17 protein-coding genes are annotated in these 15,387 nt (G+C 68.1%); 14 read left to right on the top strand and 3 right to left on the bottom strand.

What is annotated here, in order from left to right; translation table 11 throughout:
- Positions 1-34: 34 nt before the first annotated feature.
- From WKC72_RS30635 to WKC72_RS30625, 3 genes are all read left to right on the top strand, one after another.
- A complete protein-coding gene (locus WKC72_RS30635) occupies positions 35-835 on the top strand; it encodes a TIGR00730 family Rossman fold protein (protein ID WP_370180658.1) in 801 nt (266 codons plus the stop codon).
- On the top strand, positions 835-1,392 hold the full coding sequence (locus tag WKC72_RS30630) for a TIGR00730 family Rossman fold protein (RefSeq protein ID WP_037244969.1): 558 nt from the start codon (positions 835-837) through the stop codon (positions 1,390-1,392). Before WKC72_RS30635 ends, WKC72_RS30630 begins: the two co-directional genes overlap by 1 nt.
- An 84-nt stretch (positions 1,393-1,476) precedes the next feature.
- Positions 1,477-3,252 (top strand): long-chain-acyl-CoA synthetase, encoded by a 1,776-nt coding sequence (locus tag WKC72_RS30625; protein ID WP_370180657.1) that lies wholly within the window; start codon positions 1,477-1,479, stop codon positions 3,250-3,252.
- 98 nt (positions 3,253-3,350) lie between these two features.
- Here the strand turns inward: WKC72_RS30625 and WKC72_RS30620 are convergent, their stop codons facing one another.
- Complete coding sequence (locus tag WKC72_RS30620; RefSeq protein ID WP_370180656.1) at positions 3,351-4,550, bottom strand: DDE-type integrase/transposase/recombinase; 1,200 nt, start codon at positions 4,548-4,550, stop codon at positions 3,351-3,353.
- Between the two features lie 167 nt (positions 4,551-4,717).
- Between WKC72_RS30620 and folP the strand changes: the two genes are divergently transcribed.
- The 6 genes from folP to WKC72_RS30590 all read left to right on the top strand — a co-directional run bounded on the left by folP (position 4,718) and on the right by WKC72_RS30590 (position 8,760).
- Positions 4,718-5,617, top strand: a complete 900-nt coding sequence (folP, locus tag WKC72_RS30615) for a dihydropteroate synthase (protein WP_037244335.1) — start codon at positions 4,718-4,720, stop codon at positions 5,615-5,617.
- Positions 5,614-6,573: a glucosyl-3-phosphoglycerate synthase gene (locus WKC72_RS30610; RefSeq protein WP_011598038.1), complete on the top strand. Its 960-nt coding sequence runs from the start codon at positions 5,614-5,616 to the stop codon at positions 6,571-6,573. Before folP ends, WKC72_RS30610 begins: the two co-directional genes overlap by 4 nt.
- A 52-nt stretch (positions 6,574-6,625) precedes the next feature.
- Positions 6,626-6,937: a DivIVA domain-containing protein gene (locus WKC72_RS30605; RefSeq protein ID WP_128639192.1), complete on the top strand. Its 312-nt coding sequence runs from the start codon at positions 6,626-6,628 to the stop codon at positions 6,935-6,937.
- Positions 6,934-7,509, top strand: a complete 576-nt coding sequence (locus WKC72_RS30600) for a DNA-3-methyladenine glycosylase I (protein WP_370180655.1) — start codon at positions 6,934-6,936, stop codon at positions 7,507-7,509. The genes WKC72_RS30605 and WKC72_RS30600 overlap by 4 nt, the downstream gene beginning before the upstream one ends.
- A 150-nt stretch (positions 7,510-7,659) precedes the next feature.
- On the top strand, positions 7,660-7,827 hold the full coding sequence (locus tag WKC72_RS30595) for a DUF3117 domain-containing protein (RefSeq protein ID WP_003936084.1): 168 nt from the start codon (positions 7,660-7,662) through the stop codon (positions 7,825-7,827).
- Between the two features lie 90 nt (positions 7,828-7,917).
- Positions 7,918-8,760, top strand: a complete 843-nt coding sequence (locus WKC72_RS30590) for a putative RNA methyltransferase (RefSeq protein WP_370180654.1) — start codon at positions 7,918-7,920, stop codon at positions 8,758-8,760.
- Positions 8,761-8,769: 9 nt separating this feature from the next.
- On the opposite strand, the gene glgA is transcribed toward WKC72_RS30590, so the two are convergent.
- Positions 8,770-9,939: a glycogen synthase gene (gene glgA / locus WKC72_RS30585; RefSeq protein ID WP_037244345.1), complete on the bottom strand. Its 1,170-nt coding sequence runs from the start codon at positions 9,937-9,939 to the stop codon at positions 8,770-8,772.
- A gap of 121 nt (positions 9,940-10,060) precedes the next feature.
- Between glgA and glgC the strand changes: the two genes are divergently transcribed.
- Positions 10,061-11,275 (top strand): glucose-1-phosphate adenylyltransferase, encoded by a 1,215-nt coding sequence (glgC, locus tag WKC72_RS30580; RefSeq protein ID WP_005239253.1) that lies wholly within the window; start codon positions 10,061-10,063, stop codon positions 11,273-11,275.
- 25 nt (positions 11,276-11,300) lie between these two features.
- On the opposite strand, the gene WKC72_RS30575 is transcribed toward glgC, so the two are convergent.
- Positions 11,301-11,939, bottom strand: coding sequence for an O-methyltransferase (locus WKC72_RS30575; RefSeq protein ID WP_005239255.1), 639 nt, complete (start codon positions 11,937-11,939; stop codon positions 11,301-11,303).
- Between the two features lie 283 nt (positions 11,940-12,222).
- Here WKC72_RS30575 and sigE point away from each other — a divergent pair, with 283 nt between their 5' ends.
- The 4 genes from sigE to tatB all read left to right on the top strand — a co-directional run bounded on the left by sigE (position 12,223) and on the right by tatB (position 15,347).
- Positions 12,223-12,855, top strand: a complete 633-nt coding sequence (gene sigE / locus WKC72_RS30570; protein ID WP_037244349.1) for an RNA polymerase sigma factor SigE — start codon at positions 12,223-12,225, stop codon at positions 12,853-12,855.
- 16 nt (positions 12,856-12,871) lie between these two features.
- Complete coding sequence (locus tag WKC72_RS30565; RefSeq protein ID WP_268791029.1) at positions 12,872-13,234, top strand: RNA polymerase subunit sigma-70; 363 nt, start codon at positions 12,872-12,874, stop codon at positions 13,232-13,234.
- Positions 13,235-13,328: 94 nt separating this feature from the next.
- On the top strand, positions 13,329-14,852 hold the full coding sequence (locus tag WKC72_RS30560; protein ID WP_370180653.1) for a S1C family serine protease: 1,524 nt from the start codon (positions 13,329-13,331) through the stop codon (positions 14,850-14,852).
- A 69-nt stretch (positions 14,853-14,921) separates the two neighbouring features.
- Positions 14,922-15,347: a Sec-independent protein translocase protein TatB gene (gene tatB / locus WKC72_RS30555; protein WP_112302131.1), complete on the top strand. Its 426-nt coding sequence runs from the start codon at positions 14,922-14,924 to the stop codon at positions 15,345-15,347.
- Positions 15,348-15,387 lie beyond the last annotated feature (40 nt).

Below are 15,387 nucleotides of genomic sequence, written 5' to 3'. Positions count from 1 at the left end.
TGCCCCGAACGGGCCACCCGCTAGCCTGGGGCGCATGGCACCCGAGAAGAACACTCACGGCCGGAAGTCCTCGTCCGTGAAGCACCGGGGTCCGGTGCAGTTGAGGCGCGCCCGCAAGGACGACACCACCACCACCGACGAGCGGTTGCTCGACGGGCGGGGCTCGACCGACTGGGTGCACACCGACCCCTGGCGGGTACTGCGGATCCAGAGCGAGTTCATCGAGGGGTTCGGTGCCCTGGCCGAGGTGCCGCGCGCGGTCACCGTCTTCGGTTCCGCTCGCACACCGGACGGTCACCCCGAGTACGAGGCGGGACGAGCGCTGGGTGCGCGCCTGGCCGAGGCCGGCTACGCCGTCATGACCGGCGGCGGTCCCGGCGTCATGGAGGCGGCCAACCGCGGTGCCAGCGAATCGGGTGGTTACTCCATCGGCCTCGGTATCGAGCTGCCGTTCGAGGAGGGCCTGAACGAGTGGGTCGACCTCGGCATCAACTTCCGCTACTTCTTCGCGCGCAAGACGATGTTCGTGAAGTACTCGCAGGCGTTCATCTGCCTGCCCGGCGGGTTCGGGACGCTCGACGAGCTGTTCGAGGCGCTGACTCTGGTGCAGACACGGAAGGTCACGAGATTCCCGATCGTCCTGTTCGGCACCGAGTACTGGTCCGGGCTCGTGGACTGGTTACGAGGAACTCTCCAACGCAGCGGCAAGATCTCGGAAGGTGACGTCAACCTCTTGCACGTCACGGACGATGTGGAGGAAGCGGTGCAGATCGTCATACGGTCGCAGCAGGGTGTCGACGAAGCTGCCCTGCTCGGGACGGAGGACCAGTGGTGATGCCGGAAACTGTTCCGACACAGACATTCTCGGTGTGCGTCTACTGTGCGTCCGGCCCCGTGGACGACCACTTCCTGGAACTCGCGGCCCAGGTCGGCGCCGAAATCGGTAAGCGCGGTTGGCAACTCGTGTCCGGCGGCGGCAACGTCTCGATGATGGGCGCGGTCGCCGAGGCCGCCCGCGCCGCCGGGGCGACCACTGTCGGTGTCATCCCGAAAGCCCTGGTGCACAGGGAGGTCGCCGACGTCGACGCGGACGAGCTGGTGGTCACGGACACCATGCGCCAGCGCAAGCAGATCATGGAGGACCGGGCCGACGCGTTCGTCACGCTGCCCGGCGGTATCGGTACGCTCGAGGAGCTGTTCGAAACGTGGACCGCGGGCTATCTCGGCATGCACGAGAAACCGGTGGTCCTCCTGGATCCGCACGGTCACTACACGGGCCTGCTCGACTGGCTCGACGGACTGCGGGGCGGCGGTTTCGTGGCGCAGCGCGCCCTCGACAGGCTGCTCGTCCGGACCGATGTCGCGGAGGCGCTGGACGCCTGCGTCTCCTGAGGCGCCGTCCGGTCCGCGTCGTGGCGCACGTTGTTACCGTGCAGTAAGGTGACCTGACTCATACTGCAGGCCTGAGGGGATGTCATGCGTTCTGAAGCTCGTTCGACGATCGGGGTGGTCGACCTCGCGAAGCGGCTGCCGGCCATGATTCCGGAGCTGCCGATCATGGCGAAGGGGGTCCTCGGCCTGATCCGGACCCCCGACGCGAAGGAGTCGATCGGCCTCGTCTTCCAGCGCGCTGCCGCAGCGCACCCGCGCCGCACGTTCCTGCGGTTCGAGGGCGAATCGCTGAGCTACCGGAATGCCAACATCCGCGTGAACCGCTACGCCCACGTGCTCGCCGACCTCGGAGTGGCACGCGGGGACGTCGTCGGGATCCTGGGCAAGAACTCGCCCGAGACGCTGCTCATCGCACTCGCCGCGGTCAAGCTCGGGGCCGCCGCCGGGATGCTGAACCACAACCAGCGCGGAGACGTGCTCGCGCACAGCATCTCGCTGCTCGACAGCCAGGTCCTGGTGGTGTCCGAGGCGTGCGGCGAGGCCATGGACTCGCTCGACGAACCGCCCGCCGTGCCCTCGGTGCTGTACTTCGACGACCTCGACCGCCTCGCCGAGAAGGCCGGAGACGGCGACCCCGAGGTGTGCGAGCAGATCCAGGCCCGGGAGAAAGCGTTCTACATCTTCACCTCCGGCACCACGGGACTGCCGAAGGCCAGCCTGATGAGCCACTTCCGCTGGCTCAAGAGCATGTCCGGACTCGGCAACATGGGGGTCCGGCTGCGCGGAAGCGACGTCCTCTACTGCTGCCTGCCGCTCTATCACAACAACGCGCTGACGGTGTCCCTGTCCTCGGTGCTCGGGTCGGGTGCGACGCTCGCACTGGGCAAGCAGTTCTCGGCGTCCAAGTTCTGGGCCGACGTCGAACTGAACCGGGCCACCGCGTTCACCTATATCGGTGAGCTGTGCCGGTACCTGCTGAACCAGCCCGAGCAGCCCGGCGACCGCGACAACTCCATCCGGCTGATGGTCGGGAACGGTCTCCGTCCGGAGATCTGGTCCGAGTTCACCACCAGGTTCGGGATCTCCCGGGTGGCCGAGTTCTACGGCGGCAGCGAGTGCAACATCGCGTTCGTCAACGCCCTCAACGTCGACCGGACGGCAGGCATCTGCCCCCTGCCGCACGCCGTGGTCGAGTACGACGAGGACAGCGGATCGCCCCGGCGGCACTCCGACGGCAAGCTGCGGAAGGTGCGCACCGGCGACGTCGGCCTGCTGCTGTCGAAGGTGACGGACCGGGCGCCGTTCGACGGATACACCGACGAGGAGGCCACCGACAAGAAGCTCGTCCGCGACGGCTTCGACGACGGCGACTGCTGGTTCGACACCGGAGACCTGGTGCGCCGCCAGGGCTGGTCGCACGTCGCGTTCGTCGACCGGCTCGGCGACACGTTCCGCTGGAAGGGGGAGAACGTCGCGACCACCGAGGTCGAGGGCGCACTCCTCGCGCATCCCGCGGTCGAGCACGCCGTCGTCTACGGCGTCGAGATCCCCGGGACCGACGGTCGCGCCGGGATGGCCGCGGTGACGTTGCACGAGAACGAGAAGTTCGACGGCTCCGACGTCGCCGAGTTGCTGTTCCAGCGGCTGCCGTCGTACGCGGTGCCGCTGTTCGTCCGCGTCGTCGACTCGTTGGAACAGACATCGACGTTCAAGAGCCGCAAGGTGGAACTCCGCAAGGAGGGCTACGACGTCGAGGACACCGACACGTTGCACGTGCTGTCCGGGCGCGGCGACGGCTACAAGCCCTCGTACGACGGTTACGTCGACGAAGTGGCGAAGGGTTCGCTGCCGAAGGGGTAATGCGGCTACGCCGCCCGTGAGTACTTGTTAACCGCCCGCGGTTTGTGCTGTCTACGTAGATGTGAGACACGGGTGTCTACGTAGATGTGAGACAGATTTTAGGCGGGGCGGAGTTTGCCTTGGTAGCGCTTGGTGTGGTCGAGGTGTAGGTGGCCGATCACGTCGCCGTCGGTGGTGTAGGCGGTGACGTGGTCGTCGTCGCGCAGCAGGGTGACGGTCTGTCCGGCCATCTTTCGGCCGACGCTCAGGCGGGCGCGGGAGTCGACGCACACGGTGCCGGTGGAGGAGACGACGAGGGCGTGCACGGTGGCGTCGTGTTGGATCGGAAGGTGCTGTGGCCCACCGTGGATCGCCGCATTCCGCCAGGCCTGCAGCGGTGGCATCTTGACGGCGCTGTGCGGGCGTTCGGTGTTGTAGAACCGCTGGTAGGTCTCGCACAGTTGCTGCAGTTCGGTGGTGGTGGCCGCGGTGGTGGGCCGTGCGGCCAACCATTGCTTGAAGGTGCGGTGGTGGCGTTCGACCTTCCCGCAGGTCTGCGGGTGATACGGGGTGGAGTGGATCAGCCGGGCCCCGGCCTGCTCCACGACCCGGGTGAAGCCGGAGATGCCGCCCTTGGTGCGGCGGGAGGTGAACGCGCTGCCGTTGTCGGCGAGCACCAACGCCGGGATCCCGAAGCCGGTGAACGCGGCGGTGATCGCCGCGATCGCCCCGGCGGCGGTTTCGGCGTCCGCGACCCGGGTGGCGACCAGGGTGCGGGTGCAGTCGTCGAGGACCTCGAAGACGACGACCTTCTCGCCGGTGGCCAACCGGACCTGGGTGGCGTCGATCTGGTAGCAGTCGCGGGGGTTGCGGTAGCAGAACCGGCGGTACGACGATTTCGGGCGTTTCTTCGGTTCCGGGATCACCAGGTCGTAGCGGGAGAGGATCGTGTTGATCGTGGCCCGGGACGGGATGGTCCAGCCCTCGGCGGCCCAGTGGTGTTTGTCGGCGACGGCCTGCAGGTGGTAGGCGATGGTGTCGGCGCCGCGCTCGTGGTGGGGCAGGTTCAGGCGAAGCCGGACGATTTCGATCTCGACCGGTAGTGGGGTGGCGTGTGGGCAGGAGGTGGGCCGGCGGGACCGGGTGGTCCACCGGCCCTCCTCCTCGATCCGTTTCTTGTGTCGGTAGGCGGTGGCGCGGGAGATCCCGTGGTCGGCGCACCAGCGGGCGAAGTTCCCGTCGAACATGTCGGCGCCGGTGGCGTGGGCGAGCACCAGCAGGGCGTGTAGCAGGTCCATGACGGCATCCGTTCCGGTCATGAACCAAGTTCACGACCAGTCAGGTGCCTCACACCTCGTCGACGGCAGCGTGTCTCACATCTGGGTAGACATCATCTGTCTCACATGTCCCCAGACTCAACAAACCGCCCGCGGTTAACAAGTACTCACGGGTGGTTTCGATAGTGCTGCGTGCCAATATTGGGGACATGGCCGAGACAGACGTACCGCCCGCGCCCGACCACCCGTCGCCCACGCTGTGCGGGCGCCCCGTGGCGGTCGATCGAGCGCTCGTGATGGCCATCGTGAACCGGACACCCGATTCGTTCTACGACCGCGGTGCCACGTTCACCGACTCCGCTGCCATGTCGGCGGTCGAGCGGGCTGTGGACGAGGGGGCCGACCTCGTCGACATCGGGGGTGTGAAGGCCGGACCGGGTGACGTCGTCGACTCGGCGGAAGAAACCCGGCGGGTGGTGCCGTTCGTGGCCGCGATCCGCGAGCGCTATCCGGAATTGCTCATCAGCGTCGACACCTGGCGCAGCGACGTGGCCCGGCTGGCCGTCGCCGAGGGCGCCGATCTCATCAACGACACGTGGGCAGGCGCCGACCCTGCGCTCGTCGAGGTGGCCGCGGAGACGGGCGCAGGCATCGTCTGTTCCCACACCGGGGGAGCGGTCCCGCGGACCCGGCCGTTCCGTGTCCGCTACACCGACGTCGTCGCGGACGTCCTCGCGGAAGTCGTGTCGGCCGCCGAGAACGCGGCCCGGCTGGGTGTGCCCGCCGACTCGATCCTCATCGATCCGACCCACGATTTCGGGAAAAACACCTACCACGGGCTCGAGTTGTTGCGGCGAGTGGAAGATCTTGTAAATACCGGATGGCCAGTGCTCATGGCGCTGAGCAACAAGGACTTCGTCGGGGAGACTCTAGGGGTAGATCTCGTCGAGCGGTTGGAGGGAACATTGGCAGCGACAGCGATGGCCGCCGCAGGAGGCGCCCGTGTCTTCCGTGTCCACGAAGTTGCCCCCACGCGTCGAGTGGTGGACATGGTGGCCGCGATTCAAGGCCGGCGCGCACCGTCCCGCACCGTGCGGGGGCTGGCATGAGTGCCGTGGGGGCCCGGGCGGCCCGCACGATGGTGGCGGAGGAGCGAACCCCACGCAGCTGGGCCGAGGCGAACAGCTGGGACCAGCCGTCGTGGAGCATCGCCGAACTCGAACGGGCCAAGGCCGGGCGCACCGTGTCGGTGGTCCTGCCCGCGCTCAACGAGGAGGAGACCGTCGCCGCGGTGGTGGACACGATCCACCCGCTGCTCGGTGGCCTGGTGGACGAGTTGATCGTCCTCGATTCCGGATCGACGGACCTGACGGCGGAACGCGCACGCGCCGCGGGCGCCACCGTCATCAGCCGGGAGGAGGCGGTGCCGGCGTTCCCGCCGGTAGCGGGCAAGGGCGAGGTGCTGTGGCGTTCCGTCGCCGCGAGCACCGGTGACCTCATCGCCTTCGTCGACTCGGATCTCATCAACCCGGATCCGGCCTTCGTCCCGAAACTGCTGGGACCGCTGTTGACGGCCGACGGCATCCATCTCGTGAAGGGCTACTACCGCCGTCCCCTCCGCCTCAGCGGCACGGAGGACGCCAACGGGGGTGGCCGGGTGACCGAACTCGTGGCGCGCCCCATGCTGGCCTCGCTCCGGCCGGAGTTGACGTGCGTGCTGCAGCCGCTGGGCGGTGAGTACGCGGGCACCCGGGAGTTGCTGTCGGCAGTTCCGTTCGCGCCCGGCTACGGCGTCGAGATCGGGCTGCTGCTCGACACGTACGACCGTCTCGGACTCGGTGCGATCGGCCAGGTCAATCTGGGGGTGCGCAAGCACCGCAACCGCCCGCTGTCCGAACTCGGGGTGATGAGCAGGCAGATCATCGGCACGATGATGCGGCGCTGCGGGGTGCCGGATTCCGGGGCGGGTCTGACCCAGTTCCTGGTGGACGGCGACTCCTTCGTTCCGACGACGACGGACGTCGCGCTGGCCGATCGCCCGCCGATGAACACGGTGTGCCCCTGACCGCGCGCCCCTGAGGGAGGTTGCTGTCGGACGTCCGTGACAGGATCGGGGCATGGTGACAGCCCTGCTCTATCTGCTCGTCATGGCGTTCGTCGGCGCGATGCTGTTCCTCGCCGCCAGTGCGGTGTTCGGCCGTTCCGAGGAACTCGCGCCCCTGCCGCCCGGCACCACACTCACGGCCCTGCCCGCCGAAGGTGTGACGGGCGCCGACGTGGAGGCGTTGCGCTTCCAGCAGACGCTGCGGGGTTACAAGGCCAGCGAGGTCGACTGGGCGCTGTCCCGGCTGGGACGTGAAATCGATTCGCTGCGTGAGCAGTTGGCGGCGTTCGAAGCCGCGTCCGAGCGGCCGGGTGACGCCTCGTGACGCCCGTCGAGGACCGCGTGCGGTGCGCGTGGGCGGTCGACACCGACGGGTCCCGGCTGTACCGGGACTACCACGACCTCGAATGGGGTCGTCCGTTGCACGGCCGTGACGAGTTGTACGAACGGCTGTGCCTCGAAGCGTTCCAGTCGGGACTGTCGTGGATCACCATTCTCCGCAAGAGGGAGGCCTTCCGGGCCGCGTTCGCCGGGTTCGATCCGGAGGCGGTGGCGCGGTACACGGAACGGGACGTGGCGCGCCTGCTCGAGGACTCGTCGATCGTGCGGAACCGGGCCAAGATCGAGGCGTCGGTGAGCAATGCGCGGGCCCTCCTCGAGTTGTCGGACACCGACCTGGACACCCTGCTGTGGTCGTTCGCCCCGCCGCCGCGCCCGAGCCGCCTGGCCACCGTGAACGACGTCCCGGCCGTCACACCGGAATCCACCGCGATGGCGAAGGAATTGAAGCGCCGAGGGTTCACGTTTGTGGGCCCTACCACTGCTTATGCACTCATGCAGGCCACTGGGATGGTGGACGACCACGTGGCCGCCTGCTGGGTCCCGATCACTGCCTGAACTGCCGGTGGACCTGCCTATTTGTGACTCAGGTTCCCGGTACTCGTGTCCATAGGGAAGAATGGATGTCACAAGCCTCGCCGAGTGTTGGCGGGGTGCCAAAATTTGTCGAGGCGCAAGCAGGCAGCGCAGATCTGGAGGGAGCAGAGGATGGCGGCCATGAAGCCCCGGACCGGGGACGGTCCCCTCGAAGCAACCAAAGAGGGACGAGGAATCGTCATGCGGGTTCCGCTCGAGGGTGGTGGACGTCTGGTTGTCGAGCTCACCCCGGAGGAAGCTGCCGCACTCGGTGAAGAGCTCAAGGGCGTCACCAGTTAGTCGAGTGCGGAGAGAACCTCACAGGGCAGGCCCCGTCGCCGTTCTCGGTGCGGGGCCTGTTCCGTGTCCGGAACCGGGAGGCGAACGTTCGTGCTGGCCGATGTGACCGACCTGCTGGCGTGCCCGCAGTGCCGGTCCCGCGTGGAACTCGACGAAGGCGCGATCCTGTGCGACCAGGGCCACACCTTCGATGTGGCGCGGCAGGGTTACGTGAGCCTGATGACCGGGGCCGGTGGCAAGTTCGACGGCGACAGCCCCGAAATGATCGCCGCACGTGCAGACTTCCTCGGCGGCGGCAGCTTCGACCCGCTGATGGACGCTGTCGCCGATGCGGTGGTGGCGGGCACCGGGCCCGGCGACGATCCCCGGATCCTCGAGATCGGCGCGGGCACAGGCCACTACCTGGCGCGCGTGCTCGACGCCGTCCCGAGGGGCCGGGGGATCGGCCTCGACGTGTCCAAGTACGCGGCCCGGCGCATCGCCAAGGCACACCCCCGCGCCGGAGCGGTGGTTGCCGACGTGTGGCAACACCTTCCGGTGCGGGACCACGTGCTCAGCCACGTCCTGTGCGTGTTCGCGCCGCGCAACGCCGACGAGGCGCACCGGGTGCTCGCCGAGCGCGGCTCCCTGGTGGTCCTCACCCCCACGGAGCGGCACCTGGGGGAGCTCGTGGACCTGCTCGGAATGGTCCGGGTGGACGACCGGAAGGTCGAACGGCTCGGGGCGGCGATGTCCGGGCGGTTCGAGCGCACCGGCCACGTAGCGGTGGAGTACCCGATGTCGTTGTCGCACCTCGACGTGGCCCGGCTCGTCGGGATGGGGCCGTCCGCGCGGCACGTCACCCCCGACCGGCTCGCGTCCTCCATCGCGGCGCTGCCGCAGGAGTATCCGGTGACGGCGTCGGTGACGGTGTCCACCTACGCCCGGCTCTGAGCTCCTCGGTCAGCGCCGGGACAGCGCGTCCTGATAGACGTCGAGGGTCTGCTGCGCGATGGCCGCCCAGGAGAACTCGGCGATCGCCCGCGCCCGTCCGGCCTTGCCCATCGCCTGGGCTGTGCCGACGTCGGCGGCGATTGCGTTGACCGCCTCGGCCAGCGCCTGTTCGAACGCCTCGGGCTCGTACGAGTTGTAGTGCACCAGACGGCCGGTCACCCCGTCCTCCACCACCTCGGGGATACCACCGACGTCGGACGCCACGACCGCGGTCTCGCAGGCCATGGCCTCGAGGTTCACGATCCCCAACGGCTCGTACACGGACGGGCACACGAAGACGGTTGCGGCCGACAGGATCTCCCGCACCTGGTCGGTGGGGAGCATTTCCCGCACCCAGAACACGTTGCCCCGGTGCGCCGCGAGCGCGGCCACGGCCTGCTCGGTCTCGGCGGCGATCTCCGGGGTGTCGGGGGCTCCCGCGCACAGCACCAACTGGATCTCGGGCGCGAAGTGGTGTGCTGCGGCGATCAGATGACCGACGCCTTTCTGCCGGGTGATACGGCCGACGAACGCGACCATCGGCTGGTCCGGGTCGACGCCGATCTTCGCGAGGGCGGAGTCCCTCGGACCTGCGGGGCCCGCGTGCCAGACCGACGTGTCGATCCCGTTGCGCACCACGTGGACCCGGTGCGGGTCGACGAACGGATACGCGTCGAGGACGTCGAGGCGCATCCCGGCGCTCACGGCGATCACCGCGTCGGCATGCTCGACGGCGTTGCGCTCGGACCACGAGGAGATGCGGTAGCCGCCGCCCAGCTGCTCCGCCTTCCACGGCCTCCGCGGCTCGAGGGAGTGGGCGGTGAGGATGTGGGGCACGTCGTACAACGCGGACGCCAGATGGCCCGCCAGGCCGGTGTACCAGGTGTGGGAGTGCACGACGTCGGCGCCGGTCGCGGCGTCCGCCATGCGCAATTCGGCGGACAGCGTCGCGAGTGCCGGATTGGCCCCGGCCAACGCGGGGTCGGGCGTGTGCACGACCGCTCCGACGCGCGGAGCGCCCATACAGTGCACGTCCACCTCACACAGCTGCTTCAACTGAGCAACCAGTTCGGTGACGTGTACACCCGCACCGCCATAGATCTCCGGTGGGTATTCCTTGGTCATCATCGCCACCCGCACCGGCCTAACGTAACCGTCCGGACGGCTTCGGGCCACCGCTCTCGGACACATTCAGGTATCGGAGAAACGGTGACTCGGCGCTTCGCTGGCGGGGGGAGTGGCCGCCCGATAGGTTGACAGGGTGAGGAGCCAGCCACATGTGCTTGGAATCGTGCTCGCCGGCGGCGAGGGCAAACGTCTCTATCCGCTCACCGCGGATCGGGCGAAGCCCGCTGTGCCTTTCGGAGGCGCCTACCGGCTGATCGATTTCGTGCTCAGCAATTTGGTCAATGCGGGATACCTCCGCCTGTGTGTTCTGACGCAGTACAAGTCGCACTCGTTGGACCGCCACATCTCTCAGACGTGGCGACTGTCCGGGTTCGCGGGTGAATACATCACTCCCGTTCCCGCGCAGCAACGTCTGGGCCCGCGCTGGTACACCGGTAGTGCGGACGCGATCCTGCAGTCGCTGAACCTCGTCTACGACGAGGATCCCGAGTACATCGTGGTGTTCGGTGCCGACCACGTGTACCGGATGGACCCGGAACAGATGGTGCAGCATCACATCGAGTCGGGTGCCGGGGTGACGGTGGCCGGGATCCGGGTGCCGCGCAGCGAGGCGTTCGCGTTCGGCTGTATCGACAGCGACGAGTCGGGCCGCATCGTCCAGTTCCTCGAGAAGCCGGCGCATCCGCCGGGAACCCCGGACGACCCCAACATGACGTTCGCGTCGATGGGTAACTACGTGTTCACCACCAAGGTGCTGGTCGACGCCATCCGGGCCGACTCGGAGAACTCCGACTCCGACCACGACATGGGCGGCGACATCATCCCCGCGCTCGTCGAGGCGGGCGAGGCGTCCGTGTACGACTTCAAGGACAACATCGTTCCCGGCGCCACCGACCGCGACCGCGGCTACTGGCGCGACGTGGGAACGCTCGACGCGTTCTACGACGCACACATGGATCTCGTGTCGGTCCACCCCATCTTCAACCTCTACAACCGCCGGTGGCCGATCCGCGGTGAGACGGAGAACCTGGCGCCGGCCAAGTTCGTGCAGGGCGGCCTCGCGCAGGAGTCCGTGGTCGGGGCCGGGTGCATCCTGTCGGCGGCCACGGTGCGCAACTCGGTGCTCAGCTCCAACGTGATGGTCGACAGCGGCGCGACGGTGGAGGGCAGTGTCCTCATGCCGGGTGTGCGCATCGGCAAGGGCGCCGTCGTGCGCCGCGCGATCCTCGACAAGAACGTGGTCGTCGGCGACGGCGAGATCATCGGAGTCGACCTCGAGCGCGACAAGCAACGGTTCGCCGTCAGTAACGGCGGCGTCGTCGCCATCGGCAAGGGCGTCTGGATCTAGCGGGAGGGCCCCGGGGACGGGGCTCTCAGAGTTTGGATGCGCAGAGCAGGCCGTCGCCGATCGGCAGGAACACGCGGATCAGCTGGTCGTCCTCGGCGAGCGCCTTCGCGGCCTCGCGGACGGCGACGGTCGCCGCGTCACGCTGGCTCGGGTCGACGACCCGGCCGCCGTGCAGGGCGTTGTGCAGCACGATGGCGCCGCCCGGACGCAGCAGGCGAACCCCTTCGCGGACGTAGTGCGGGTGATCGACCGGTGCGCTGTCGACGAACACCAGGTCGTACGCCCCGTCGGCGAGCCGCGGCAGGACGTCGAGCGCACGGCCGTTGATCAGCCGGGTCCGGGCGGGTGCGATGTCATTGGTCCGGAACGACAGCTTGGCGGCCCGCTGGTGCTCGGGTTCACTGTCGATGGTGGTGAGGACGCCGTCCTCGCGCATGCCCCGGAGCAGCCACAAACTGCTCACACCCGCGCCGGTGCCGACCTCGACGACCGTCTTGGCGTCCAGCATGCGGGCAAACAGGGCTAGAGCAGCACCGACCGCGGGAGGTACCGGTCCGGCACCGAGGTCGTCCGCCCGCTCCCTGGCCGCACCGAGGGCCTCGTCTTCACGGACAGCCCCTTCTGCGTGGGTGAGTATCCGTTCGGCGTTTGTCTGCACGCACATGAGGCTATCGGGGTCTCGTCATCGCCGCTGCGAGGCGCGCTCGACAACAATGCCGCGACCTGCCCGGCCGCGATTCTCAGGAATACCTCAGCTTGCTCACACCGCACACATATCGCGGTGGGAAAGAGTATGTCCAACGCCAGATCCGAAGACCGCCCGGCGGGGAGATCACGACGACGGAGGAAAGTCCGAGAATCCGGGAACAAATCCCGGCCCTCGGGAGTTGACGCCTATACCACGTCCAGTGATCTGCGGTCCTGAGTAGGAGGATCCACTTAACTCGATGAGCAACAACACGATGGCTCCAGACGAGAGAAACACCGACGAGCAGCTGTCGGACGCCGAGCTGACGGGCACCGCTGTGTTCGATGCCACAGGCGAGAAGTCCGCCATGCCGTCCTGGGACGAACTCGTCCGCGAGCACGGCGACCGAGTCTACCGACTGGCGTACCGGCTGTCGGGCGACGCGCAGGACGCCGAGGACCTCACTCAGGACACGTTCATCCGCGTGTTCCGTTCCCTGTCCGATTACCAGCCCGGCACGTTCGAGGGCTGGCTGCACCGCATCACCACCAACCTCTTCCTCGACATGGTCCGCCGTCGCAACCGCATCCGCATGGAGGCGCTTCCGGAGGACTACGATCGGGTCCCGGCCGACGGGCCGAACCCCGAGGAGATCTATCACGACGCCCGCCTGGACGCGGATCTGCAGGCAGCGCTCGACTCGTTGGCCCCGGAGTTTCGCGCCGCGGTCGTGCTGTGTGACATCGAAGGACTGTCCTACGAGGAGATCGGTGCCACACTGGGTGTGAAGCTCGGAACCGTGCGTAGCCGCATTCACCGCGGCAGGCAGGCTCTGCGTGAGCATCTGGCTGTGAACGGAAAGGTTGACTCCGATCAGATCGGCGTCGGGTAGTTACCAGGAGGGACGAATGACGCAGGGGCGTGTACCTCGCCAGTTTGGCTCCACCGAACACCTGGCGAGTGAGGCGATCGCCGCCTTCGTCGACGGTGAACTCCGCATGTCCGCTTATCTGCGCGCCGCCCACCACCTGTCGATCTGTCCCGAGTGCGCATTCGAGGTGGACTCGCAGCAGCAGGCCCGGCGTGCCCTCCGCCGCAGCGGCGACGTCGCCATGCCGTCCGGCCTCCTCGGCCTGCTGAGCCAGATCCCCAGTTGCAACCAGGGCGATCCCGCCGACAAGTCCCCGTTCGACTCCCACACCCCGGATTCACCGCTCACGAGCGCGTACTCGATCACGAGCCGGATCTGGTCCCGGCGCCGGCGCCGTTGAGCGCATCCGGACCGACGACGGCGGTGTCCGTGCTCAGCGGGGCATCGGTGATACTGGGGCGCGTGACTGACGCACACGAGGGGGACACGACAGCGTGACGGCGGATTACAAGACTCCGGGTTCCGACACGACGGCACCCGACGGTCCCGTGGCGGACGAGTCGGGCACGCTGCGCCCGGCGGACGCCCCACGACTCGATCCGAGGCCCGTCTACCGGCCGAAGATCGACGCAGCGTCCAGCCGCGCGTTCGGCCGGCCCGGTGGCGTCACCGGTTCTTTCGCCCCGTCGGACGCCCGGCGTGAGAGTGAACCCTCGGTGAAGGTCGGTGCCCCCGACCCCGTGCTGGCGGAGGCGTTCGGCCGGCCCGACGGCGAGGTCGACACCATTCAGCGTGATCCCCACGAGAAGCCCGCGACCACGGCGGTCGCGGCACCGCCCGCCGACCCCTGGCGTGATCCCGACGCCGGCGTCGAGCTCGGCTCCCCGGCGTTGCACGCCGAAGAACATTCCCGCCCGCCCGCCCCGGCGCTCAGCGCCCGCGAGGTCCTGTTCGGCGGCAAGGTGGCGCCGAAGGCGCTCGTCGCGCTCGGCGGAATCGCCCTCGCGATCGGTCTGGTCGGCGGCCTTCTCGCCGCCGTGATCACCGCCGATCGCAGCTCGCTCACGAGCCAGAGCGTCACCCTCGTCCAGGGCGGCGGCGAGGAAGACCTCGGCCAGTCGCCCGTAGCGCAGGTCGCGGATGCCGTGCTGCCCGCCGTCGTGTCGATCCAGGTGGCGGTCGGCGACCAGGGCAGTACCGGTTCGGGTGTCGTCATCGACGGCGCCGGCTACATCGTCACCAACAACCACGTCATCTCCGCCGCGGCCACCGCACCCGACGGCGGCAAGATCCAGGTCATCTTCTCCGACGGGACCAAGGCCGAGGCCCAGGTCGTCGGTCGCGACATCAAGACCGACCTGGCCGTACTCAAGGTTGCGGCCGACAACCTGACGGTCGCGGAACTCGGCAAGTCCGGGGACGTACAGGTCGGCGAGGACGTCGTCGCCGTCGGATCGCCCCTCGGGCTCAGCAAGACCGTCACCCGCGGAATCGTCAGCGCCTTGCACCGTCCGATGCGACTGTCCGGCGAGGGCTCCGACACGAACGCCGTCATCGACGCCGTCCAGACCGATGCCGCCATCAACCACGGCAACTCGGGCGGCGCGCTCGTCGACGACACCGGCCGGGTGATCGGCATCAACACCGCCATGCTCAGCGAGTCCGGTGGCTCGGTGGGTCTCGGCTTCGCGATTCCCATCGACGACGTCACGACGGTCGCTCAGACCCTCATCCGGGACGGCCGGATGCACCACCCGGACATCGGCGTCAACGCCCGCACCGTCGTCAACGACGACACCAGCGGCGCCCAGGTGGCCAATGTCCGTTCGGACAGCCCGGCCGCGCGGGCCGGGATCGTCGAGAACGATGTGATCGTCAAGGTCGGCGACCGCACGGTCACCAGCGCCGACGAACTGGTCGTCGCCGTCAACCTGCAGAAGATCGGCGAACCCGTCCGGGTTCAGCTGATCCGCGAGGGCCGGCTCGTCGATGTCGACGTGACCCCGGCCTCCGATTGACTCGAGAGGTTGCTGTGAGATCGCTCCGTCACCTGGGCACACGCCCTCACCGCACAGTAGGCTGACCACGTGTTCGGCAACATTGGTTGGGGCGAGTTCATGGTCCTCCTCGTCGCGGCTCTGGTCATCTTGGGACCCGAGCGGCTTCCGGGTGCGGTCAGCTGGGTAACGAAATCACTGAGGCAGGTCCGTGAGTATGCGAGCGGCGCCAGCCAGCAGCTCAAGGACGAGCTCGGTCCGGAGTTCGAGGATCTGCGCAAGCCGCTGTCGGACCTCAATCAGCTGCGCGGCATGACACCGCGCGCGGTCATCACCAAACACCTGCTCGACGGTGACGATTCGATTCTCACCGGCAACTTCGACAAGCCGAGTCCGGTGTCGTTCGACAAGTCGGGGACGAAGGCCGTCAGCGCCGATCCGTCGACGCCCACTCCGCCGCAGAACAAGCCGCTCGCGAACGGCGAGCGCCCCCCGATCGACCTCGACGCAACATAGGCCCTTCGGGCTCGTGCGCCTTTCTGGTTGCTCCAGCAAC

This window comes from Rhodococcus wratislaviensis (assembly GCF_041228765.1).
Classification (GTDB): domain Bacteria; phylum Actinomycetota; class Actinomycetes; order Mycobacteriales; family Mycobacteriaceae; genus Rhodococcus_F; species Rhodococcus_F wratislaviensis.
The sequence above is the reverse complement of the archived record's forward strand: the minus strand, read 5'-3'. Positions and strand labels throughout refer to the sequence as shown.